At 53.4% G+C, this 22,063-nt stretch carries 21 protein-coding genes; 13 read left to right on the plus strand and 8 right to left on the minus strand.

Going from position 1 to position 22,063, the window contains the following annotated elements; genetic code table 11:
* Nucleotides 1–125 precede the first annotated feature (125 nt).
* Together yhdP and tldD are read left to right on the plus strand one after the other, a co-directional pair.
* A complete protein-coding gene (gene yhdP / locus LJN55_RS02385; RefSeq protein ID WP_227535608.1) occupies nucleotides 126–3,932 on the plus strand; it encodes an AsmA2 domain-containing protein YhdP in 3,807 nt (1,268 codons plus the stop codon).
* 124 nt (nucleotides 3,933–4,056) lie between these two features.
* The gene (gene tldD, locus LJN55_RS02390; RefSeq protein ID WP_133844155.1) at nucleotides 4,057–5,502 is read left to right on the plus strand and encodes a metalloprotease TldD; all 1,446 of its coding nucleotides are present in this window, start codon (nucleotides 4,057–4,059) and stop codon (nucleotides 5,500–5,502) included.
* Nucleotides 5,503–5,563: 61 nt separating this feature from the next.
* Here the strand turns inward: tldD and aaeR are convergent, their stop codons facing one another.
* On the minus strand, nucleotides 5,564–6,478 hold the full coding sequence (gene aaeR, locus LJN55_RS02395; RefSeq protein WP_133844153.1) for an HTH-type transcriptional activator AaeR: 915 nt from the start codon (nucleotides 6,476–6,478) through the stop codon (nucleotides 5,564–5,566).
* Between the two features lie 275 nt (nucleotides 6,479–6,753).
* Between aaeR and aaeX the strand changes: the two genes are divergently transcribed.
* The 5 genes from aaeX to LJN55_RS02420 all read left to right on the plus strand — a co-directional run bounded on the left by aaeX (nucleotide 6,754) and on the right by LJN55_RS02420 (nucleotide 11,769).
* A complete protein-coding gene (gene aaeX / locus LJN55_RS02400; protein WP_133844248.1) occupies nucleotides 6,754–6,957 on the plus strand; it encodes a p-hydroxybenzoic acid efflux pump operon protein AaeX in 204 nt (67 codons plus the stop codon).
* Nucleotides 6,958–6,964: 7 nt separating this feature from the next.
* Complete coding sequence (gene aaeA / locus LJN55_RS02405) at nucleotides 6,965–7,897, plus strand: p-hydroxybenzoic acid efflux pump subunit AaeA (protein WP_133844151.1); 933 nt, start codon at nucleotides 6,965–6,967, stop codon at nucleotides 7,895–7,897.
* Nucleotides 7,898–7,910: 13 nt separating this feature from the next.
* Complete coding sequence (gene aaeB, locus LJN55_RS02410) at nucleotides 7,911–9,869, plus strand: p-hydroxybenzoic acid efflux pump subunit AaeB (protein WP_374760136.1); 1,959 nt, start codon at nucleotides 7,911–7,913, stop codon at nucleotides 9,867–9,869.
* Nucleotides 9,870–10,007: 138 nt separating this feature from the next.
* The gene (locus tag LJN55_RS02415; protein WP_227535610.1) at nucleotides 10,008–11,462 is read left to right on the plus strand and encodes an NAD-dependent succinate-semialdehyde dehydrogenase; all 1,455 of its coding nucleotides are present in this window, start codon (nucleotides 10,008–10,010) and stop codon (nucleotides 11,460–11,462) included.
* 37 nt (nucleotides 11,463–11,499) lie between these two features.
* Entirely contained in the window at nucleotides 11,500–11,769 is a 270-nt protein-coding gene (locus LJN55_RS02420; RefSeq protein WP_133844145.1) for a barstar family protein, read from the plus strand.
* Between the two features lie 82 nt (nucleotides 11,770–11,851).
* On the opposite strand, the gene yhcN (LJN55_RS02425) is transcribed toward LJN55_RS02420, so the two are convergent.
* The 4 genes from yhcN (LJN55_RS02425) to argR all read right to left on the minus strand — a co-directional run bounded on the left by yhcN (LJN55_RS02425) (nucleotide 11,852) and on the right by argR (nucleotide 13,764).
* Nucleotides 11,852–12,115 carry a peroxide/acid stress response protein YhcN gene (gene yhcN / locus LJN55_RS02425; protein WP_133844143.1) on the minus strand — a complete coding sequence of 88 codons (264 nt, stop codon included), beginning with the start codon at nucleotides 12,113–12,115 and terminating at the stop codon, nucleotides 11,852–11,854.
* Nucleotides 12,116–12,207: 92 nt separating this feature from the next.
* Nucleotides 12,208–12,477, minus strand: a complete 270-nt coding sequence (yhcN, locus tag LJN55_RS02430) for a peroxide/acid stress response protein YhcN (protein WP_133844141.1) — start codon at nucleotides 12,475–12,477, stop codon at nucleotides 12,208–12,210.
* A 125-nt stretch (nucleotides 12,478–12,602) separates the two neighbouring features.
* Complete coding sequence (yhcN, locus tag LJN55_RS02435; RefSeq protein WP_133844139.1) at nucleotides 12,603–12,866, minus strand: peroxide/acid stress response protein YhcN; 264 nt, start codon at nucleotides 12,864–12,866, stop codon at nucleotides 12,603–12,605.
* Nucleotides 12,867–13,293: 427 nt separating this feature from the next.
* Complete coding sequence (argR, locus tag LJN55_RS02440) at nucleotides 13,294–13,764, minus strand: transcriptional regulator ArgR (RefSeq protein ID WP_133844137.1); 471 nt, start codon at nucleotides 13,762–13,764, stop codon at nucleotides 13,294–13,296.
* Nucleotides 13,765–14,083: 319 nt separating this feature from the next.
* On the opposite strand from argR, the gene mdh reads away from it, so the two are divergent.
* A complete protein-coding gene (mdh, locus tag LJN55_RS02445; RefSeq protein WP_133844135.1) occupies nucleotides 14,084–15,019 on the plus strand; it encodes a malate dehydrogenase in 936 nt (311 codons plus the stop codon).
* A 73-nt stretch (nucleotides 15,020–15,092) separates the two neighbouring features.
* Here the strand turns inward: mdh and degS are convergent, their stop codons facing one another.
* From degS to zapG, 3 genes are all read right to left on the minus strand, one after another.
* Nucleotides 15,093–16,163 carry an outer membrane-stress sensor serine endopeptidase DegS gene (gene degS / locus LJN55_RS02450; protein WP_133844133.1) on the minus strand — a complete coding sequence of 357 codons (1,071 nt, stop codon included), beginning with the start codon at nucleotides 16,161–16,163 and terminating at the stop codon, nucleotides 15,093–15,095.
* Nucleotides 16,164–16,245: 82 nt separating this feature from the next.
* Nucleotides 16,246–17,631, minus strand: coding sequence for a serine endoprotease DegQ (degQ, locus tag LJN55_RS02455; RefSeq protein WP_227535612.1), 1,386 nt, complete (start codon nucleotides 17,629–17,631; stop codon nucleotides 16,246–16,248).
* Between the two features lie 123 nt (nucleotides 17,632–17,754).
* Complete coding sequence (gene zapG / locus LJN55_RS02460) at nucleotides 17,755–18,153, minus strand: Z-ring associated protein ZapG (protein ID WP_133844129.1); 399 nt, start codon at nucleotides 18,151–18,153, stop codon at nucleotides 17,755–17,757.
* Nucleotides 18,154–18,329: 176 nt separating this feature from the next.
* Here zapG and zapE point away from each other — a divergent pair, with 176 nt between their 5' ends.
* From zapE to sspB, 5 genes are all read left to right on the plus strand, one after another.
* Complete coding sequence (gene zapE, locus LJN55_RS02465; RefSeq protein ID WP_133844127.1) at nucleotides 18,330–19,457, plus strand: cell division protein ZapE; 1,128 nt, start codon at nucleotides 18,330–18,332, stop codon at nucleotides 19,455–19,457.
* A 244-nt stretch (nucleotides 19,458–19,701) separates the two neighbouring features.
* Nucleotides 19,702–20,130 carry a 50S ribosomal protein L13 gene (gene rplM, locus LJN55_RS02470; RefSeq protein ID WP_056231094.1) on the plus strand — a complete coding sequence of 143 codons (429 nt, stop codon included), beginning with the start codon at nucleotides 19,702–19,704 and terminating at the stop codon, nucleotides 20,128–20,130.
* A gap of 15 nt (nucleotides 20,131–20,145) precedes the next feature.
* Nucleotides 20,146–20,538, plus strand: a complete 393-nt coding sequence (rpsI, locus tag LJN55_RS02475; RefSeq protein ID WP_004168023.1) for a 30S ribosomal protein S9 — start codon at nucleotides 20,146–20,148, stop codon at nucleotides 20,536–20,538.
* Nucleotides 20,539–20,845: 307 nt separating this feature from the next.
* The gene (gene sspA, locus LJN55_RS02480) at nucleotides 20,846–21,487 is read left to right on the plus strand and encodes a stringent starvation protein SspA (RefSeq protein ID WP_133844125.1); all 642 of its coding nucleotides are present in this window, start codon (nucleotides 20,846–20,848) and stop codon (nucleotides 21,485–21,487) included.
* A gap of 5 nt (nucleotides 21,488–21,492) precedes the next feature.
* A complete protein-coding gene (gene sspB / locus LJN55_RS02485; protein ID WP_133844123.1) occupies nucleotides 21,493–21,990 on the plus strand; it encodes a ClpXP protease specificity-enhancing factor in 498 nt (165 codons plus the stop codon).
* Nucleotides 21,991–22,063: the final 73 nt, after the last annotated feature.

The following is a 22,063-nucleotide window of genomic DNA, read 5'->3' on the forward strand; positions in this document are numbered from 1 at the left end:
AAATCGCAACGGTTGGGGGGAAACTGGACGTTACGGCTTGAACCGCCTTGTCGTATCTCCCTCGTGAGATACCAACAGATTTTAGTGACTGGCTATCCGTTTTCGCGGAAGACAAGGAGAGGTGTGTGAGGCAATTGCCGAAGGTTTTGCTATTCACTGGCGCAACATTGGTGGTGGTTACTGCGCTATTAGTGAGTGGCTTACGTCTGCTGATGCCGCATATGAACAGTTGGCGTGCGCCAATCCTTAACGCTGTGTCTGCTGCCGCGGGCGTCGAGATCAAGGCCAGCGCAATTGAAGGCAGCTGGGAGAACTTTGGTCCCCGCCTGGAAATCAAAGATATCCAGACCGGCTTCTCCGATGGCGGCGCACTGAAAATCCAGCGCGTCACGCTGGCGTTGGATGTCTGGCAATCATTGCTGCACCTGCGCTGGCAGTTTCGCGATCTGACTTTCTGGCAGCTCAACCTGCTCACCAATACCCCGCTGAATGGTGGCAATAATCGTCAGTCAGATTTTCAGACTGAGCGGTTAAACGATCTCTTCCTGCGCCAGTTTGACCACTTCGATCTGCGCGACAGTCACATCAGTTTTGTTACCCCATCCGGACAGCGTGCAACGCTGGCCATTCCGCAGCTGACCTGGCTTAATGAAAAAAATCGCCATCGTGCCGAGGGACTGGTCAGTCTTTCCAGTTTTACAGGGCAGCATGGTGTGGTGCAGTTGCGGCTGGATCTCAGCGACAGTAATGGTTACCTCAGTACCGGGCGTGTGTGGATGCAGGCCGATGACGTTGATATGAAACCCTGGCTGGGACAGTGGATGCGCGACAACACCAGTCTGGAAAGCGCGCGTTTCAGCCTCGCCGCCTGGATGAGTGTGGAAAATGGTGAAGTCCATGGTGGTGATGTCTGGTTGAAACAGGGGGGAGCTAACTGGCAGGGCGACAAACAGGCGCACCATCTCAGCGTAGACAATCTTACTGCACATATCAGTCGTTTTAACGGTGGCTGGAATGTGAATATCCCGCAAACGCGCTTTATTACGGATGGGCAGCCCTGGCCACACGGCCAGTTATCGCTGTTATGGCAGCCCGAAAATACGCAGCTACCCGGTCCTGATCATCATCAGGAACTGCGCGTGCGCGTCACCGATCTGGACCTTGAGCGTCTTGATCCACTCATTCCGCTTTTTGCCAAACTGTCTCCGCAACTGCTGGAAAATTGGCGTGCGCTGCAACCGCGCGGCCAGCTCAACGCGCTGGCGCTGGATATACCGCTTCAGCAGCCGGAACGGACTCGTTTCCAGGCCAAATGGCAGAATCTGAGCTGGCAGCAGTGGGAACTATTGCCAGGTATGGAGCATCTTAACGGGACGCTGGCAGGCGGCGTGGCTGACGGGCGGCTCACCTTCGATATTCAGAAGGCTACGCTCCCTTATGGTGATATGTTCCGCGCTCCGCTGGAGATTGCCCAGGCCAGTGGGTCACTCAACTGGGAATATGGAAAACAGGGGCTGACGCTGTCCGGCCAGCAGGTTGATGTTCAGGCGCGCTCACTGTGGGCGCGGGGTGACTTCCGCTATCAGCAACAGAACGAGCAGCCACCTCGTCTTGATATCCTCGCGGGTATTAACCTCACCAATGCGGGTGATGCCTGGCGCTATTTCCCTGAACCGCTGATGGGGAAATCGCTGGCAGACTATCTGAGCGGCGCGATCAAAGGCGGGCAGGTGAAAGATGCAACGCTGGTCTTTGCCGGTGACCCGCACCATTTCCCGTTCAGAAAGAATGACGGCATGTTTGAAGTGGCGGTACCGTTGCGTCAGGCGACCTACGAGTTTGAACCGGGCTGGCCGTTGCTGGAAAATCTGGATATTGACCTCGACTTCGCCAACAACGGTCTGTGGATGAAAGCGCCTGATATCAAACTGGGCGAGGTTAACGGCCATAACATCTCGGCGGTGATCCCCGATTATTTGCAAGAAAAGCTGATTATTGATGGTGAGATCAAGGGGGAAGGGCCGCAGATACGTGAGTACTTTAATCAGTCACCGTTAAAACCCTCGCTGGGAGCGGCGCTGGACGAACTGCAAATCGGCGGTGATGTTAGTGGGCGCTTACATCTTGATATCCCGCTGGATGGCAAAGAGGTGCGTGCCACGGGTGACGTGAATCTTGCAGGCAACTCGCTCTTGATCAAACCGCTGGAGACGCGTTTCGACCAGCTGAGCGGTCACTTTACCTATGATAACGGCGACCTGAAAAGTGATGCGATGACCGCCCGCTGGTTTGGTCAGCCCATCGGCGTGAGCTTCAACACCCAGGACGGGGAAAAAGAGTATCAAATCGGTGTGGATCTGAACGGTGACTGGCAGCCAGGGGCGATAAGTCAGCTGCCTGAGGCGGTGAGTAAACAGCTGGGGGGACATCTGCCGTGGCAGGGCAATGTACTGGTGACCTTGCCGCACAAAGGTGGGGCCAGTTACTTGGTTAACCTTGACGGTGATCTTAAAAATGTGAGCAGTCGCTTACCTGCACCGCTTGATAAAACAGGCACCAGTGCGCTTCCTGTGAAAGTGTTGGCAAAAGGTAACCTCAATAGTCTTGATCTCAGTGGCTCAGTGGGTGACCGTCATCGATTTAACAGTCGCTGGCTGCTGGGTAAGCAGCTTAAAGTCGACCGTGGTATCTGGGAAAACGACACAAAACACCTGCCTGCGCTGCCGGAGAGCAGTGGAATGGTATTAAATCTGCCTGCGCTGGACGGTGAAGCCTGGCTTGGCTTGCTGGGAGCGGGTTCGGGTAGCGGTGGTAACGGCAAAACGGGAATCACGATGCTGCCAGGTGATATTCGCCTGCACACACCTGCACTCACTCTGGCGGGCCAGCAGTGGCAGGATCTTACCGCCACTCTCAGCCAAAGTATGGCGGGCGAGATGACGGTCAACGCTCAGGGCAAGGATATCATTGGTTCTCTGGTCACTAAGCAGAATGAACCCTGGGTGGCTAACCTCAAATACCTTTATTACAACCCGCAATGGGACAGCAAAGGCACCTCGTCATCTCCCTTGCCTGACGATGCGGCCCGGGTGAATTTCAGCGGCTGGCCTGCACTCCGCCTGAACTGCGATCAATGCTGGCTACGTGGACAGAAATTCGGCCATATGAAGGCCGACCTGACGCCATCCGGCGATACGCTGACGTTGGAGAATGGACTGATTGATAGTGGTAATACTCACCTGACCGTGAAGGGCGAGTGGGTGAACCAGCCAGGCCAGCAGCGCACGTCGTTGAAGGGCGTACTAAGCGGTAAAAAAATCAATGATGCCACTAACTGGTTTGGTGTCAGCTCACCGCTGCGTGATTCGCCGTTTAAGCTGGAATATGATCTGCACTGGCAGTCGGCACCGTGGCAACCGTCGGAGCAGACGTTAAGCGGTGTGCTGAAGTCGCATCTGGGCGCGGGGCAGATCGCCGATGTTTCAACCGGCCGTGCCGGGCAACTGCTGCGTCTGGTCAGCATCGACTCGCTGTTGCGTAAATTACGCCTCGATTTTAGCGACACTTTCAGCCAGGGCTTCTATTTCGACTCCATCAACGGCACGGCCTGGATTGAAAACGGCGTGATGCACACCGATAACCTGCTGGTGGATGGGCTGGAAGCCGACATTGCCATGAAAGGAAAGATGGATCTGGTCAAACGCCAGATTGATATGGAAGCCGTTGTTGCTCCGGAAATTTCTACGACCGTGGGTGTCGCGACTGCCTTTGCAGTGAACCCGGTGATTGGTGCGGCGGTATTTGCCGCCAGTAAAGTGCTGGGGCCGCTTTGGAGCAAGATTTCCGTGCTTCGCTACCACATCAGTGGGCCGATAGATAAACCGCAAATTGATGAAGTGCTGCGTAAACCACGTGAGATCAGTGAGAAGTGAGTTTGACGTGGCCCTCATATTGCCTCACCCTTCATATATGATACGGGGTATCACCATCGTACCTCGTCACAATTGACAATTGAAAGCCAGCAGCCACTGGCTCATCCACACAGAGCGAGAATTCATGAGTCTGAATCTGGTAAGTGAGCAGTTACTAACTGCTAACAACATTCGTCAAAGCGACCTTTTTTCTATTCTCAGCCAGCTTTCAGAGCGCAAGCTGGATTATGCGGACCTCTATTTTCAGTCCAGCTACCATGAGTCCTGGGTGTTGGAAGACCGCATCATTAAAGACGGCTCTTACAATATCGATCAGGGCGTTGGTGTGCGCGCGGTTAGCGGAGAGAAAACCGGCTTCGCCTATGCTGACCAGATTACGCTAAATGCGCTGAATCAAAGTGCCACAGCGGCACGCAGCATTGTACGCGAGCAGGGCAACGGCCAGTCACGCACGCTGGGGGCGGTGATGAACCGTGCGCTGTATCCGGCACTCGATCCGCTGCAAAGCCTGACCCGCGAAGAGAAAATTGCTCTGCTGCACCGCGTTGACAGCGCTGCACGCGCAGCCGACAAACGCGTACAGGAAGTATCTGCCAGCCTGAGCGGTGTCTATGAACTGGTGCTGGTCGCGGCAACCGATGGCACGCTGGCGGCCGATGTGCGTCCACTGGTACGTCTCTCGGTGAGCGTCCAGGTGGAAGATAACGGCAAGCGCGAGCGCGGTGCCAGCGGCGGCGGCGGGCGCTTCGGCTACGAGTTTTTCCTGGCAAATGAAAACGGGGAAGTGCGTGCCGAAGCCTGGGCACGTGAAGCCGTGCGCATGGCGCTGGTGAATCTGAATGCGGTCGCGGCACCGGCAGGCACCATTCCTGTAGTGCTGGGTGCTGGCTGGCCGGGCGTGCTGCTGCACGAGGCGGTGGGTCACGGTCTGGAAGGCGATTTCAACCGCCGTGGAACGTCGGTGTTCAGTGGCCAAATGGGGCAGTTGGTGGCCTCTGAGCTGTGTACCGTCGTGGATGATGGCACCATCGAAGGGTTGCGCGGCTCGCTGGCCGTTGATGATGAAGGTGTACCGGGGCAGTACAATGTATTGATTGAAAACGGTATTTTGAAAGGCTACATGCAGGATAAACTCAATGCGCGTCTGATGGGCGTGGCGCCTACCGGGAATGGTCGTCGTGAGTCTTATGCACATCTGCCGATGCCGCGTATGACCAATACCTATATGCTGGCAGGCAAGTCGACCCCGCAGGATATTATCGAAAGCGTGGAGTACGGTCTGTATGCGCCGAACTTCGGCGGTGGCCAGGTGGATATTACCTCGGGTAAATTTGTTTTCTCCACCTCTGAAGCTTATCTGATTGAAAACGGTAAGGTGACGAAGCCGGTGAAAGGCGCAACGCTGATCGGTTCCGGTATTGAAGCGATGCAACAGATTTCAATGGTAGGTAATGACCTGGCGCTGGATAAAGGCGTTGGCGTCTGCGGTAAAGAGGGCCAGAGCCTGCCTGTTGGCGTGGGTCAGCCTACGCTGAAGCTGGATAAACTGACCGTCGGTGGTACCGCCTGACGCTGACCCAGGGCGAGGCGTGCCTCGCCCCTACCGTTTACTGCTTTCTGCATAGTGTGCGTTATGTGCGAAACTCCTGATAAATCTCCGCCACCTTATCGAAATACGCGATCAGATAGTTAATGCACACCTGCACCTTTAGGGGCAATTTGTCTTTCTGGGTGTATACCGCATAGACCGGGCGCGGCACCGATTGATAATGCGCGAACAGGATTTCCACTTTCCCGGCATTAATCTCATCAATAATCCACATCAGCGGCACATAGGCGATACCGGTGCCGGATTTCAGCCAGCGGATCAGTGTCTGTGAGTCATTGGTGGCAAAGCGGCCCTGAGGCGAGAGACGAATCGATGTGCCTTCCGGTGAGGTCAGCTCAAAGTCGTTATCCACGCGTACGCTGTATTCGAGCCACGAAAAGTTGCTGATGTCTGACGGTTTTTCCGGCGTCCCATTCTGCGCGAGATAGCTTTTCGCGGCACATACCACCATCGGCATGGAACCCAGCCGCGTTGAAAACAGACTGGAATCCTGCAATGCACCAACACGGATCACCAGGTCCAGCCCGTCCGCGATAAGATCCGGTGCCGGAATTCCCGTCACCAGGTTAACGGTCAGTCCCGGATACTCCTTCAGCATCTCTTCGGTCATCGGGGCCAGTAAATTCTGCGACATGGTAGAAGAACTGCCGATGCGCAGTGTGCCAACCGGCGTATTATTAAATGCCCACAGTTGTTCATGCACCTGCTGCGCCTCCGACATCATGCGACGGCAGCCCTGAAAGTAGATCTTACCGGCCTCGGTCAGCCCCAGGCTGCGCGTACTACGATTAAGCAGCTTCACCTGGAGTTCATTTTCCAGCCTGGCGACAATCTGGCTAACGGCCGATACACTTAACTGCATCTGTTGTGCTGCTGCGGTAAATGAACCCAGTTCAACGACTTTGGCGAAAACGGTCATGCCCTTCAGTCTTTCCATTATTAACCCTGGCTTAAAAGTGATTTAGATCACATTTGGTAGATAACTTATAGTCAGGCGCGTTACTATAGTCATGTCAGGTTATCGACCTGTCGCCCCGCGTGTGACAAATGCTGCCCCTGAATAGACTATTATTCAATTGGCTTTGGTGCTGATTAGCGTCTGACTGTCTCCCTGTCAGCTGATCACCTTTTGCATACATATCTCTCAGTAAACCCTGAGAGGAGCGGGTTGTGGCAGCGAATTACCTGGTACAGTATCAACAAGGATAAATGATGAGTGTACTTCCGGTTGTCGTGGTGTTCGGGATGTCATTCCCACCCATTTTTTTTGAAATAATTGTGTCGCTGATCGTGTTCTGGCTGGTCCGCCGTCTGATCACGCCGACCGGGATCTATGATCTGGTCTGGCATCCGGCACTGTTTAATACTGCATTGTACTGCTGCCTGTTCTATCTGGTATCCCGATTGTTCGTCTGAGGTCATAGTGAAAGCTCTAACAAGAAAAATTGCCCGTTTCGCCATTACCCTGCTGCTGGTGATCATCGCGATTGTCCTGATTTTCCGCGTCTGGGTGTTTTATACCGAATCCCCGTGGACGCGTGACGCCAAATTCACCGCTGATGTTGTGGCGATTGCGCCCGATGTCAGCGGCCTGATCACCGACGTCCGCGTCCGTGATAACCAGCTGGTGCAGAAAGACCAGGTGTTGTTCACCATCGACCAGCCGCGTTACCAGAAAGCGCTGGAAGAGGCGGAAGCGGATGTTGCCTACTACCAGGCGGTACTGAGTGAAAAGCGCCGTGAAGCCGCGCGTCGTAATCAGCTGGGCATCTCGGCCATGTCGCGTGAAGCGATTGATCAAGCCAACAGTGATTATCAAACCACGGAACACCAGCTGGCGAAAGCCGTCGCCACCCGCGACCTGTCGAAGCTGGACCTGGAACGTACCACGGTAAAAGCACCCGCAGCGGGCTGGATCACCAACCTGAATGTTTACACGGGTGAGTTTATTACCCGCGGTTCAACGTCGGTGGCGCTGGTGAAGCAGAACTCCTTCTATGTGCTAGCCTACCTGGAAGAGACCAAACTGGATGGCATCCGTCCGGGTTATCGTGTCGAAATTACACCGCTGGGCAGCAACCATGTCCTGCATGGCTCGGTCGACAGTGTGGCCGCTGGTGTAACCAACAGCAGCAGTACGGTTGATGGTAAAGGGATGGCGACGATTGACTCCAACCTTGAGTGGGTACGTCTGGCACAGCGTGTGCCGGTGCGAATTCACCTTGACCAGCAGCCGGGTAACCTCTATCCGTCGGGTACCACGGCGACCGTAGTGGTCACAGGCGCGCAAGACCGTCAGGATAAAGATATGTCACCGCTGATGAAGCTGATGCATCGCCTGCGCGAGTTTGGTTGAGGCGGGGCGAATGATGCAGTGGTATCGTCTGCGCTTTCCCATCAAACTGACTTTTGCCATTTTACTGGCGCTGTTTGTCGGCTTTGAATTTAACCTGGAAACTCCGCGCTGGGCGGTGATGACGGCAGCTATCGTTGCCGGGGGCACCGCTTTTGCCGCCGGAGGCGACCCCTTCTCCGGTGCGTTGCGCCATCGCGGCATGTTGCGCATTATCGGCACCTTTATTGGCTGCATTGCTGCCGTGGTGATCATGGTGGCCACCATTCGTGCGCCCGTAGTGATGTTGTTGCTGTGCTGCATCTGGGCGGGTGTCTGCGTGTGGGTTTCTTCACTGATGAAGGTGGAAAACTCTTATGCACTGGGCCTGGCGGGCTACACCGCGCTGATTATCGTGGTCAGCGTGGATGCTAACGGCTCGCTGCTGCTGGCCCCGCAGTTTGCCGTTGAGCGCTGTAGTGAAATCATTATCGGTATTGTCTGCGCTATTCTGGCTGACATGCTGTTCTCACCGCGTTCGATTAAACAGGATATTGATCGGGAAATTGATGCTCTTCTGGTTGAGCAGTACCGGTTGATGCAGCTCTGCGTGTCACATGCGGACAAAGATGAGGTTGATAAATGCTGGGCGGGGCTGGTACGCCGCACCACCGCGCTGAACGGTATGCGCACCCATCTGATGATGGAGTCAGGGCGCTGGCAGAAAGTGGATCGCCGTCTGCGCGTATTGAATACCCTGTCGCTGACGTTGATTACCCAGGCCTGTGAAACCTTCCTTATCCAGAACACCCGGCAAGAATATGTTCCTTCCCAGTTTCATCTGTTCTTCGAAAAGCCGGTTAATAATATTGCGGATATCCATAAGCGGATGAAAGTGATGCGCAGGGTGATTACCGCCAGCGGCAGTAAAAATACGCCGACGACCATTCGCACCTGGGTGGGGGCGGCCAGTCGCTATCTGCTGCTGCTGAAAGGGATCCACACCAATAGCCGTATCAGCCGCATAGAAGAAGATCTCCTGAATGCGGAACCCGTAGTCAAAATGCGTTCGGCTGAAAACCGTCATGCGTTGGTTAACGGCTTACGTACGTTTGTCGCGATTGCCGTTGGTTCACTCTTCTGGCTGTGGACCGGTTGGACCTCCGGCAGCGGTGCGATGGTGATGCTGGCAGTGATTACCTCACTGGCGATGCGCACGCCCAACCCGCTCATGGTCGCCAAAGACTTTCTCTACGGCATGATTGTCGCTATTCCTCTGGGGTCACTGTATTACATGGTGGTGATGCCAAATACCCAGCAAAGTATGCTGCTGTTATGCATCGCTCTGGGTATCATCGCGTTTATCTGCGGCATTCTGATCCAGCGGCGGCAGATCGGTACGCTGGGGGCGCTGGTGGGGACCATTAATATCCTGACGCTTGATAATCCGATGAAGTTTGAAGTCAGCTTGTTTCTCGACAGTGCGCTCGGCCAGGCGATCGGCTGCTTTGTTGCCTTGCTGGTGATCCTGCTGATACGCGATACCTCGAAAGCACGCGTCGGACGGACGCTACTTAATCGCCTGATGTATGCTGCGGTCTCTGCGCTGACGACTAACCCGGCACGGCGTAAAGAGAACCACTTGCCTGCGCTCTATCAGCAACTCTTTATGCTGCTGAATATCTTCCCCGGTGACATCGACAAATACCGGCTGGCGCTGACGCTGATCATTGGTCATCAACGTATGCGTGATGCCGATGTGCCCGTAAATGCCGATCTCTCTGCGTTCCACAAGCAGATGCGCCATACCGCTGACCGGGTTATCTCCTCCAGCAGTGAAATTAAAAAACGCCATTACTTTGAACGCTTGCTGGCAGAGTTTGAGATCTATCAGCAAAAGCTGGAACAGTATGACGCCCCGATCGGTGTGACCGAGCCGGTTGCACGACTGGCTGCGATGCTGAAAAAATATCAGAATACCCTGATCGAGATTTGATCACCTCGCTGACAGCATCCGCTGTCAGCGCTTTTCCTTGCCTGATTCCTTTCTCTGATGCCACTCCGTCATAAAACGACCGTCATTTGCCATCTATACTTATTGCCAGGCAAATGAAAACCGTATCAGGAGACAACGATGGCCCTCTCAACGCTTAAGGATAACGAACTGTTTCAGACTGGCTTTCTGGTCAATGGCCGCTGGCAGCAGGCGACGAACACCTTTGACGTGCTCAACCCCGCGACCGGGGAAGTGATTGCTCAGGTGGCAAAAGCGGGCAAAACAGAAACTGAGCAGGCCATTGCGGCAGCGGCAGCGGCTTTCCCGGGCTGGCGTGCCCAGACCGCCAAACAACGCGCGGAAATTCTGCAACGCTGGTATCAGCTTATCCTTGAAAACAAAGCCTGGCTGGGGCGTCTGATGACCGCCGAACAGGGTAAACCATTAAAAGAGGCAGAGGGCGAGGTGGAGTATGCTGCCAGCTTCATTCAGTGGTTTGCTGAACAGGCGAAGCGTGCGAATGGTGAAATCATTCCTCCGGCAAAGCCGGGCAGCCGCATTCTTGCCACGCGTGAACCTGTTGGGGTGGTTGCCGCCATTACACCGTGGAATTTCCCCATGGCCATGCTGACTCGCAAACTGGGTCCGGCGCTGGCTGCTGGCTGTACCGGCGTGATCAAACCCGCTAATAACACGCCGCTTTCTGCCTTCGCCTTGCTGGCGCTGGCGAAAAAAGCGGGCGTGCCCGATGGCGTTCTGAATGCAGTCGCCGGCGATACGCAGGCGATCAGTGATGCCATTATGGCGAGCAATCAGGTGCGGAAAATCTCCTTTACCGGTTCCACACAAGTTGGCAAGTTGCTGATGCGCAATGCGGCCGAGACGCTGAAAAAGGTTTCAATGGAGCTGGGGGGCAACGCACCCTATATCGTCTTTGACGATGCGGATATTGATGCGGCGGTGAAAGGGGCGATTGCTAATAAATTCCGTAATGCCGGGCAGGTCTGCGTCAGCGTGAATCGCTTCTTTATCCATAACCGTGTTTACGATCGCTTCGTTAGTCAACTGGCGGAGGAAGTGAAAAAGCTGAAGGTGGGTAACGGAATGGAAGAGGGCGTGGTGATCGGGCCGCTAATAGACGCCTCCGCGCTTAAAAAAGTCGAAGAACATGTCAACGATGCCGTGGCACAAGGCGGCAGGCTGGTGACCGGTGGTGCGCGTCATGCGCTGGGGGGGAATTTCTGGCAACCCACCGTGATTGCGGAAGCGAATGAAACCATGAAACTGGCCCATGAAGAGACCTTCGGTCCGGTGGCCGCGTGCTTCCGTTTTGATACGGAAGAAGAGGTCGTCCGCCGGGCGAATGATACCGAGTTTGGTCTGGCCGCCTACTTCTATACACAAAATCTGCAGCGGGTATTCCGCGTCTCTGCCGCGCTGGAAAGTGGCATGGTGGGAGTGAATGAGTGTGCGGTCTCTACTGAGTTGGCGCCGTTCGGTGGCATCAAAGCCTCCGGACTGGGGCGGGAAGGTTCGGTTCTGGGGCTTGAAGAGTTTATGGAAGTCAAAGCCCTGCATATTGGTGGGCTGTAGCCCCACGCCCGGTTGTGTGTCCTGCGGAGCAGCCAGCATGAGAAAAGAGAGTTTCGATTTTAATGTGATTGTCGACCAGGCGCATTTCTACCGCCAGTTCAGTGAACGGTTTGCATTAACGGCGAGTGTGATAAGCGATTTGGATAGCCTGTGGGATGCCATCATTCAGCCGCAGGTGCCGCTACCGCTGGAGATTGAGTTTATCCATCTGGGAAGTGGTCAGAAACGACGATATGGCGCACTGATTTTGCTCTTTGATGAAGCGGAAGAGGAACTTGAGGGCCAGCTCCGCTTTAACGTCAGGTAAAAAGGGCAAAAAAAGGGCCCCGGCGAACGGGGCCAAAAAGGTCGTCTGGCCTGCCCATCATGGGCAGTGCATTGACGAGGAATTACTTATAGAGCTCGGCGGTGGCGTGCCAGCTGTCCTGATTACGTGCTTCAATAATGCGATAAGCACTGGCACCTTCACGATCGGCTTTTTGTGACAGCTGCTGACGAATATCCGACGGTGTACCCGCCACGCCACTCAACGTAATTGTCCCCGCAGATTGCAGATTTTCAGCCTGTTGGCTGTTGACCAGCTGTGCAGCAGATGCGCCAAAGCTGACGACAGAAAACAGACCCAATGCAGCGATGGTTGTTTTAATTTTCATGATTAATCTCCTCATTGTGACCAACAACCTGCGGATTCAACATCATGACCGCAGTCATGTCACGGATGGGTGCAGCAGCACCCGATACGATGTTATTTATACAGTTCAGCGGTGGCGTGATAGTTACCGTCGTTACGTGCTTCGATGACACGGTAAGAGGTTGCGCCCTGCTGGTCCGCTTTCTCTGACAGCGCATGACGGATATCCATTGGCGTTCCGTCGATACCGCTGACGCTTACGGTGCCGACAGATTGCAGGTTCTGGCTGGCGACCTGCTCATTGGTCACCAGATTCGCGGCGCTGGCGCCGAATGACAGAACAGAAGCAAGACTCAATGCAGCGATGGTAAAAGTGGTTTTCATGATGATGACTCCAGAATTAGGGTTTCGCGGTAACCGAAAGGGCTTAAAAGCGTTTTTTATACTTGGGGTTACCGTATTTCATTAATTAATTAACTAATAAATAGACGTCCAGGTGACTGACTGAATTATTTGTACAATTCCGCTGTCGCGTGCCAGTTACCGTTCTCATAGTCTTCGATAACGCGGTAAGCGCTGGCGCCTTTCTCAGTTGCTTTATTATTCAGAGCCTGATGGATATCCATCGGCGATCCGGCGACACCGCTGACGCTAATGACGCCGATAGATTGCAGATTCTTAGCCTGATCGGCGTTAACAGATTCAGCGGCAAAAGAACCAAATGACAGCGCAGATAACACGCTCAATGCAGCAATAGTAGTTTTAACGTTCATGATATTTTCCTCGTCAACTGTTTTTATCTTTTTACGTACTGTGATTTGCATCACGAAAACAAGTATAGATCTAATAACGTAAAAAATTAATAGCATGCTAATAATTTTTTGTTGGGATTCTTCTGGCGTTATGGCATTTTTAATAACCAGCCGTTATAAAAAACGCTTATATTTTACCCAGCCCCTGTTAAATACGTGTAAAAACATCGCACTGCGTGATATTAGCGATTTGTGCGCTTATTAGGGGTTGATCACATTGCTGAAATAATTTTTGGCAGTGGTAGCCGCAAGGAACCGGGTGAGAAGGGAGTGGGATATGCTGCTGTTGGTTGTTTTATCAGGGAAATAAAAAAGGGCCGATCAGTATCAGCCCTAAGTAAAATGCATGGACAGCGGGTGTTGCCGCCAGGTTAACGCCAGTGGTGCCTTATAACTCTTGCTCGAAGAGTACCAGCACCGCATCGTAGAGTTGCTTCACCGAGAAGGCGCGTGCAGGCGTAATAAAGATGGTGTCATCTCCGGCGATGGTTCCAAGAATACCTTCTGCTTTACCCAGTGAATCCAGCAGGCGTGCAATCAACTGTGCGGCACCCGGGCTGGTGTGAATCACAACCAGTGCATCGTTAAAGTCGATATCCAGTACCAGGTTTTTTAGCGGACTGGTGGTGGTCGGCACGCCCAGTTCTGCTGGCAGGCAGTAAACCATCTCCATTTTTGCATTGCGCGTGCGCACTGCGCCGAACTTCGTCAGCATACGTGACACTTTCGACTGATTGATATTCTCGAAGCCTTCTTCTTGCAGTGCGCTGACAATCTCGCCCTGCGAGCTGAATTTTTCTTCCTTGAGTAAGGCTTTGAATGCCTTGATCAGGTCTTCTTGTTTTGATGGGTTACGCATAGGTTACCGATAAAAGGGGGGTTATCAAGGGATACCCTCAGCGGGATATTACATTAATATGCAATAAAATGAATGTTTATGCAAATGAGAAATCGGGCGCGGAGCCATTCAAGGCCGTCTCCGCAACAGTTTACCAAATTTTATCGGCGAAAAAAAACGTGCTGACGCCGTGCTGAAATGCGCACTTTGTGAACACTTTGTTATAATGTTGAGGTTGTTCCACAACGCGCTAAAGGTGTAATGTAACGCCCAATCACGATGTATTTGTATACTGATTTCCCGGCACATGTAATGTTCAAAAAATAATAAGGAGTTTAGGATGAAAGTTGCGGTCCTCGGTGCAGCAGGTGGTATTGGTCAGGCTTTGGCCCTCCTGCTTAAAACTCAGCTTCCGGCAGGCTCAGAACTCTCCCTCTATGATATCGCTCCGGTTACCCCCGGTGTCGCGGTTGATTTAAGCCATATCCCTACAGCAGTCAAAATTGAAGGTTTCAGCGGTGAAGATGCGACTCCTGCGCTTAAGGGTGCTGACGTAGTGCTGATTTCTGCTGGTGTTGCACGTAAACCTGGTATGGATCGTTCAGATCTTTTCAACGTAAATGCCGGCATTGTGCGTAATCTGATTGAGCAGGTCGCCTCAACCAGCCCAAAAGCACTGATTGGTATCATCACAAACCCGGTCAATACCACGGTAGCGATTGCTGCTGAAGTGCTGAAGAAAGCAGGTGTTTACGACAAAAATAAACTTTTTGGTATCACGACCCTCGATATCATTCGTTCGAACACATTTGTTGCTGCCTTGAAAGGCAAGCAGCCTGAAGAACTCAATGTGCCGGTGGTTGGTGGACACTCCGGCGTGACGATCCTGCCATTGCTGTCGCAGATCCCTGGCGTGACATTTACCGAGCAGGAAGCCGCTGAACTGACGAAACGTATTCAGAATGCGGGTACTGAAGTGGTCGAGGCAAAAGCGGGTGGCGGCTCTGCAACTTTGTCGATGGGCCACGCGGCTGCGGTCTTTGGTTTGTCTCTGGTGCGTGCTCTGAAAGGCGAAAGCAACATTGTTGAATGTGCTTATGTTGAAGGAGATGGCGAGTATGCGCGTTTCTTCTCACAGCCGTTGCTGCTGGGCAAAAACGGTATTGTCGAACGTCGTCCGATCGGTGCACTGAGTGCGTTTGAACAGCAGTCGCTGGATGGCATGTTGGACACGCTGAAGAAGGATATTACTCTCGGCGAAGAGTTCGTTAAGTAACTTACCCCTTCATATATGGCACCCGTAGCGGTGCTGTTCACCCCGGCTCTGTCCGGGGTGGATGTCTGTCAAACTACTGCGTCTGATTCTCTTCCGGGTATTCCTGAACCGTGACTGGCAGCGTCATCTTTTTACCCTCACGGCTGATTTCTACGTTAATCACCGTTCCCGGGCGTATTTCCGCCACCTGATCCATCGTTTCCAGCGGTGAAGCCGCCTGAACGTTGTTGACCCGGGTAATCGTGTCATTGACATGAATACCGGCAATATCGGCGGGCCCACCAGCTTTAACATAGGTAACGACGATACCCTGAAGCTGAGGGTGCTCTATTCCTGTCTCCAGCCCACTGGAGCGTCGGAATTCCTGGCCCGTGATACCGATATAGCCACGGATCACCCGACCATCGCGGATCAGCTTTTCCATCACCTTAGTCGCCAGTTTGGTGGGGATAGCAAACCCCAGCCCTTCCGGTGTTTCACCGTTGCTACTTTTATCAAACGATAGCGTATTAATCCCCATCAGTTCACCCAGAGAATTAATCAGCGCACCGCCAGAGTTGCCACGGTTAATCGAGGCATCTGTTTGCAGGAAATCCTGATGACGGGAAGGGCTGAGGCCAACGCGCCCCGTGGCACCGATAATGCCCTGGGTGACGGTTTGTCCGATGTTGTAGGGGTTACCAATCGCCATTACCAGGTCGCCAACGTGTGCGACTCGTTGCGGGTTGATGGGGATCACCGGCAAACTGGAGGCATTGATTTTCAGCACGGCCAGGTCGGTCAGCGTATCTGACCCGACCAGCATGGCTTCAAAGGAGCGTCCATCCTGCAGATTAACGATAATCTGACTGGCATCATTAATCACATGTTTATTGGTCAGGATATAGCCACGAGGATCCATTATTACGCCTGAGCCCAGGACATCTGTTGAGCCGCTGGCGCTGTGGTTATAGACATAGACCACGGCAGGTGCCGCGCGGCGGACCCCGGCATTGTAACTGACAGGTTCTTCACTGGTGGTGCTGGTACTGGAGCTGGAGCGCGGCAACAGGTCGCCCCCAAGCCTGAGGCTCGGTACGGCTACCAGAAGAATACCGGCCACAATCAGGCCAAAGATCACTGAACGCAAAATTTTAAGAAACATGGTCTTAAGCGGTGAATGAAAGAACGACTGGCAGAATAGCATGAGTTACGCAGACACAGTAGCCCGTGTCTGCGCAAGAGGGTTAAGGCAGGAGCAGGTAGATATTCTCTTCACCGCGCATCACGCTCAGTGCCAGTAGCGGTGGTTTTGCTTCCAGCAGTTTACGCAGTTCGGCCAGGTTCTGAACTGGCGTACGGTTGACGCCAACAATCACATCGTCTTTCTGCAGACCAAACTGGGCGGCGGGAGTCGATTTCTCAACCTCATCGACTTTCACCCCTTTGGTGCCGTCTTTGGCCGCTCCATCACTGAGTGTCGCGCCCTGTAAAGCTGGCGTTGTCAGCTCTGCGCCAGCGCTACTCTGGGTGCTGTTATCCAGCTTCACCGTTACGGTGAGTGGCTTAGCATCACGTAACAGGCCGATCTTCACATCCTGGCCCGGCGGGGTGGTGCCGATTTTCACCCGCAGTTCCGCAAAGTTGGCGATGGCTTTACCGTCGACGCTGGTAATGATGTCACCGGCTTTGATGCCTGCTTTGGCCGCGGCGGACTGGGGTAATACTTCGTTGACGAAAGCGCCACGTTGAACGTCTACATTAAAGGCTTTCGCCATCTCAGCGGTCATCTCGGTGCCTTTGATTCCCAACTGGCCACGCTTAACTTCGCCAAACTGGATCAACTGCTGTGCAAGGCCCATCGCCATATTACTGGGGATAGCAAAGCCAATGCCGATATTGCCGCCGCTGGAGGCCAGAATAGCCGTGTTCAGGCCGATCAGTTCACCATTGAGATTCACCAGCGCTCCACCGGAGTTACCCCGGTTGATGGCCGCATCGGTCTGGATAAAGTTTTCCAACCCTTCCAGGTTCAGCCCACTGCGCCCCAGGGCAGAGACAATTCCTGAGGTGGCGGTCTGACCCAGTCCAAACGGATTACCGATCGCAACGGCAAAATCCCCGACTTTAAGCTGGTCAGAGTCGGCAATTTTAACTTGCGTTAGCTTCGTGGCGCCATTGAGCTGGATGAGCGCAATATCGGTCTGCTCATCGTGGCCAACCAGTTTGGCATCGAACTCGCGGCCGTCGCTCAGCTGCACGCTGATTTTGTCTGCGCCGTTAACCACGTGGTTATTGGTCAGCACGTAACCTTTTGCCGCATCAATGATCACACCTGACGCCAGTCCTTCAAACTCTTGTGATTTTTCGTCACCTTGTGCACTATCCTGGCCGTTCTGTTCGAAGAAGCGCTTTAACTGCTCGGGGATCTGTTGCTGTTTGCTGTCGCTCGCGGTTCCCTCAACGTGAACGCTGACCACGGCAGGCAGAACTTTTTCCAACATCGGTGCCAGGCTCGGCAACGGTTGTCCCTGAATCTGGGAAGGCAGCGATGCCTGGGTCGCAGGGACCACGGCCAGATTGACGCCAATACTTAATGCCAGTGCGCTTAACAGAAATGATTTCTTCTTCATCGGGACTCAGCTCTCGCTACCAGGGGAATAAATAAAGGTGTACCCGGAATTGCAGGCTATATGTTGAGTGATACAGGTATGACCGTTCAGAAACGAGAGGGTGCCAGGCACCCCCAATAAAAATTATTTGGCAGCGCGATCGCCACGCAGCAGGCCAGAAGCGCTGTCCGGGTAATCACGCGGCATTTGCACTGGCACCTGATCGTTATCCGCTTCGGATTCGGTCAGCTGATAGGCAAACGGGTTTTTTTCACCCGGCAGGTTTGGCAGCAAGTCGTTCGACCCTTTCGCCATATGCTGATACAGCTGGCGATAGTCGCGAGCCATATTGTCCAGCAGCTCTGCGCTGTGGGCAAAATGATTCGTCAGCTCTTCACGATAGTCAGCCAGCTCGGCTTTACTCTTTTCCAGTTCATACTGCAGGCTGCGTTGCTCACGTAGTTTCTTATTGCCGAAACGCATGGCGACCGCACCAATAATAATCCCAACCACTAACCCAATAAGCGCATATTCCCAGGTCATAATAACTCCCATATTGTCTTCGTTGTTCCGTAGGGCCTTTCCAACTCATACCCGCCACTATAACCGCTAATCTCACGGAAGTGGAATCCTGCGGCAGCTTCGCTTAGTGTAGAACGACTTTTTTTTCGACAATCAACCACCCGGCAAGACCATTTTTCAGGGAATGTGACAACATTATGCAAACGATGTCTCCTCTGGCGCTGTATCAGCAGGCGCTGGAAAACGGCGAGTATCAGGCCGATGACGTACAACGTGCCGCGATGACCCGCTTAGACGGTATCTATCAGGCATTAACCCGTATCAGCCCGCCCGCATCCGCTGCCAGCGGTGGGTTATTCGGTAAGCTTAATAAGCTGCTGGGAAAAAGTAAAAATGATGTTCAGACACCTGCGCGTGGTCTGTATATGTGGGGCGGCGTTGGGCGTGGCAAGACCTGGCTAATGGATATGTTTTTTCGGGCTATTCCTGGCGAGCGCAAGCAGCGACTGCACTTCCACCGCTTTATGCTGCGGGTGCATCAGGAGTTGACCGAGTTGCAGGGCCAAAGTGATCCGTTACAAATCGTTGCCGATCGCTTTAAAGCCGAAACGGACCTGCTGTGTTTTGATGAGTTTTTTGTCTCAGATATCACCGATGCCATGCTGCTTGGCACACTGATGGAAGCGCTATTCAGTCGGGGTATTACGCTGGTTGCGACATCAAACATTCCCCCGGACGATCTCTATCGTAACGGTTTGCAACGGGCACGTTTTATGCCCGCCATTGAGATGATTAAACAGCATTGTGAAATCATGAATGTGGATGCGGGGATTGATTATCGCCTGCGCACGCTGACGTCTGCACACCTGTGGATGACGCCGTTGGGTGAAGAGACGTCAAAAGAGATGGAACGGATGTTTGTCGCGCTGGCGGGTAAGCCGCGGGAACATCATGAGCCGCTCGAGATTAACCATCGTCAGCTGCCCACGCTGGGAATGGCAGAAGGCGTGCTGGCGATGAGTTTTCTTACGTTGTGTGGGGAAGGACGTAGCCAGCATGACTATATTGAACTGTCGCGCCGCTTCCACAGCGTATTGCTGTATGATGTGCCGGTGATGATTTACAAGACTGAAGACCAGGCTCGACGTTTCCTGGCGTTGGTGGATGAATTCTACGAGCGTCATGTGAAGCTGGTGGTCTCGGCAGAAACATCACTTTATGAGATTTACCAGGGTACGAGGCTGAAGTTCGAGTACCAGCGCTGTGTCTCCCGCTTACAAGAGATGCAGAGCGAAGAGTACCTGCGGCTGCCGCATTTACCCTGAGCCTCTCATTACAGTGACGTGATGGTAATTTTATCGTAGAAAACGTTCGCTCTTTGCGTGCGAGTTCTCTATAATCTTGCGACCCCACGTTACAGCAAAGGTTTTTTTCCCAAAACTCTTTGTGTTCCAGTAACTCTATCCGAAGGGGTGGGCTTGCTGGTCAAGATGGTCGTGTGAGCTCCAACCGTTTATTCAAGCGTTTGGGATTTCACCAACGTGTAACTTAATTTGGGTAAGCTTTTAGATGAAAACTTTTACAGCTAAGCCAGAAACCGTCCAACGTGACTGGTATGTTGTTGACGCAACAGGCAAAACCTTAGGTCGTTTAGCGACCGAACTGGCTCGTCGTCTGCGCGGTAAGCACAAAGCGGAATACACTCCGCACGTCGATACTGGTGATTACATCATCGTTCTGAACGCTGAGAAAGTTGCCGTAACCGGTAACAAGCGTACTGACAAGATTTATTACCATCACACCGGCTTCGTCGGTGGTATCAAGCAAGCGACCTTCGAAGAGATGATTGCTCGCCGTCCTGAGCGTGTGATTGAAATCGCGGTTAAAGGCATGCTGCCAAAGGGCCCGCTGGGCCGTGCTATGTACCGTAAACTGAAAGTTTACGCGGGCAACGAGCACAACCATGCGGCACAGCAACCGCAAGTTCTTGACATTTAATCGGGATTACAGGCAATGGCTGAGAATCAAAACTACGGCACTGGTCGCCGCAAAAGCTCTTCCGCACGCGTCTTCATTAAGCCGGGTAGCGGTAACATCGTTATCAACCAGCGTTCTTTAGAACAGTACTTCGGTCGCGAAACTGCCCGCATGGTAGTTCGCCAGCCGCTGGAACTTCTGGACATGGTAGGTAAATTTGATCTGTACATCACTGTTAAAGGTGGTGGTATCTCTGGTCAGGCTGGTGCGATCCGTCATGGTATCACACGCGCTCTGATGGAGTACGACGAGTCACTGCGTGGCGAACTGCGTAAAGCAGGCTTCGTTACTCGTGATGCTCGTCAGGTTGAACGTAAGAAAGTCGGTCTGCGTAAAGCACGTCGTCGTCCTCAGTTCTCCAAACGTTAATTTTTTCTGCTCAGGCAGAATCGATTATCGGAAAACCCGGTGCCTGGCGCCGGGTTTTTTATTTTCTTCTAGTGCAAAAAGCGCGAAACACACACCGCTTTACCATTTTCCCCTGCAATTCCGTCTGCGACCCCCCACAAGCTGACTAAAATCTGGTAGACTATGTGTCACTTTGTGCCCATTGGCCGGGCAATGACGCGTGTATCCTGTGTACAAGGAATCGGTCAATCTTCGGGCTGGTGGCAATGATGAGTCGCCACGTGGATGGCTATTCGCAGTAATTTTCTCGATAAACTTGGAGGTTTACATGGCTGTCGCTGCCAACAAACGTTCGGTAATGACGCTGTTTTCTGGTCCGACTGACATTTTCAGCCACCAGGTACGCATTGTACTGGCTGAGAAGGGTGTTAGTGTCGAGATCGAGCAGGTTGAAACGGATAACCTGCCGCAGGATCTGATCGACCTCAACCCGTACCGTACCGTACCCACCCTCGTTGATCGCGAGCTGACGCTGTATGAATCGCGCATCATCATGGAATATCTGGACGAGCGTTTCCCGCATCCACCATTGATGCCGGTGTACCCGGTAGCGCGTGGTGAAAGCCGCCTGATGATGCACCGCGTCGAGCAGGACTGGTACAGCCTGATGCGTAAAGTTGAAAACGGTACCGCGCAGGAAGCTGAAGCGGCACGTAAGCAACTGCGTGAAGAGCTGCTGGCAATCGCTCCGCTGTTCGCACGTACGCCGTTCTTTATGAGCGAAGAGTTCAGCCTGGTTGACTGCTATCTGGCTCCGCTGTTGTGGCGTTTACCGCAGATGGGTATTGAGCTGATTGGTGCGGGTTCAAAAGAGCTGAAAGGCTATATGACGCGTGTCTTCGAGCGTGATTCCTTCCTGGCTTCCCTGACTGAAGCAGAACGTGAAATGCGCCTGCATACGCGGGGCTGATTACGATGGAAATGTCCCAACTTACCGCACGTCGTCCTTATTTGCTGCGCGCTTTTTATGAGTGGTTGCTCGACAACAATCTCACGCCGCATCTGGTCGTCGACATTAATTTGCCCGGCGTGATGGTGCCCCTGGAATACGCCCGCGATGGTCAGATCGTTCTGAACATTGCGCCGCGTGCTGTGGGCAATCTTGAGTTGGGCAATGATGAAGTTCGCTTCAGCGCCCGTTTTGGCGGTGTTCCTCGTCAGGTTTCCGTGCCATTAGCGGCGGTACTGGCGGTTTACGCCCGTGAAAACGGCGCGGGTACCATGTTCGAACCTGAACCGGCGTATGACGAAGCGGGTGAATTCGAGGCATCTGGCGGGCAGGATGTTGCCCCGGAAACGGTGATGTCGGTGATCGATGGTGATCGTCCCGATGACAGCGTATCTGACGATGAGGGCCCTGATGATGAGCCGCCTCCGCGCGGTGGTCGTCCGGCGCTTCGCGTTGTGAAATAAAAAACGGGCCTGATGGCCCGTTTTTTTTATCCCTGTCTCTGGAGCGAACCGATGTTACGGTTCGCCTCACTTC

It is taken from the genome of Erwinia rhapontici, assembly GCF_020683125.1.
Taxonomy (GTDB): domain Bacteria; phylum Pseudomonadota; class Gammaproteobacteria; order Enterobacterales; family Enterobacteriaceae; genus Erwinia; species Erwinia rhapontici.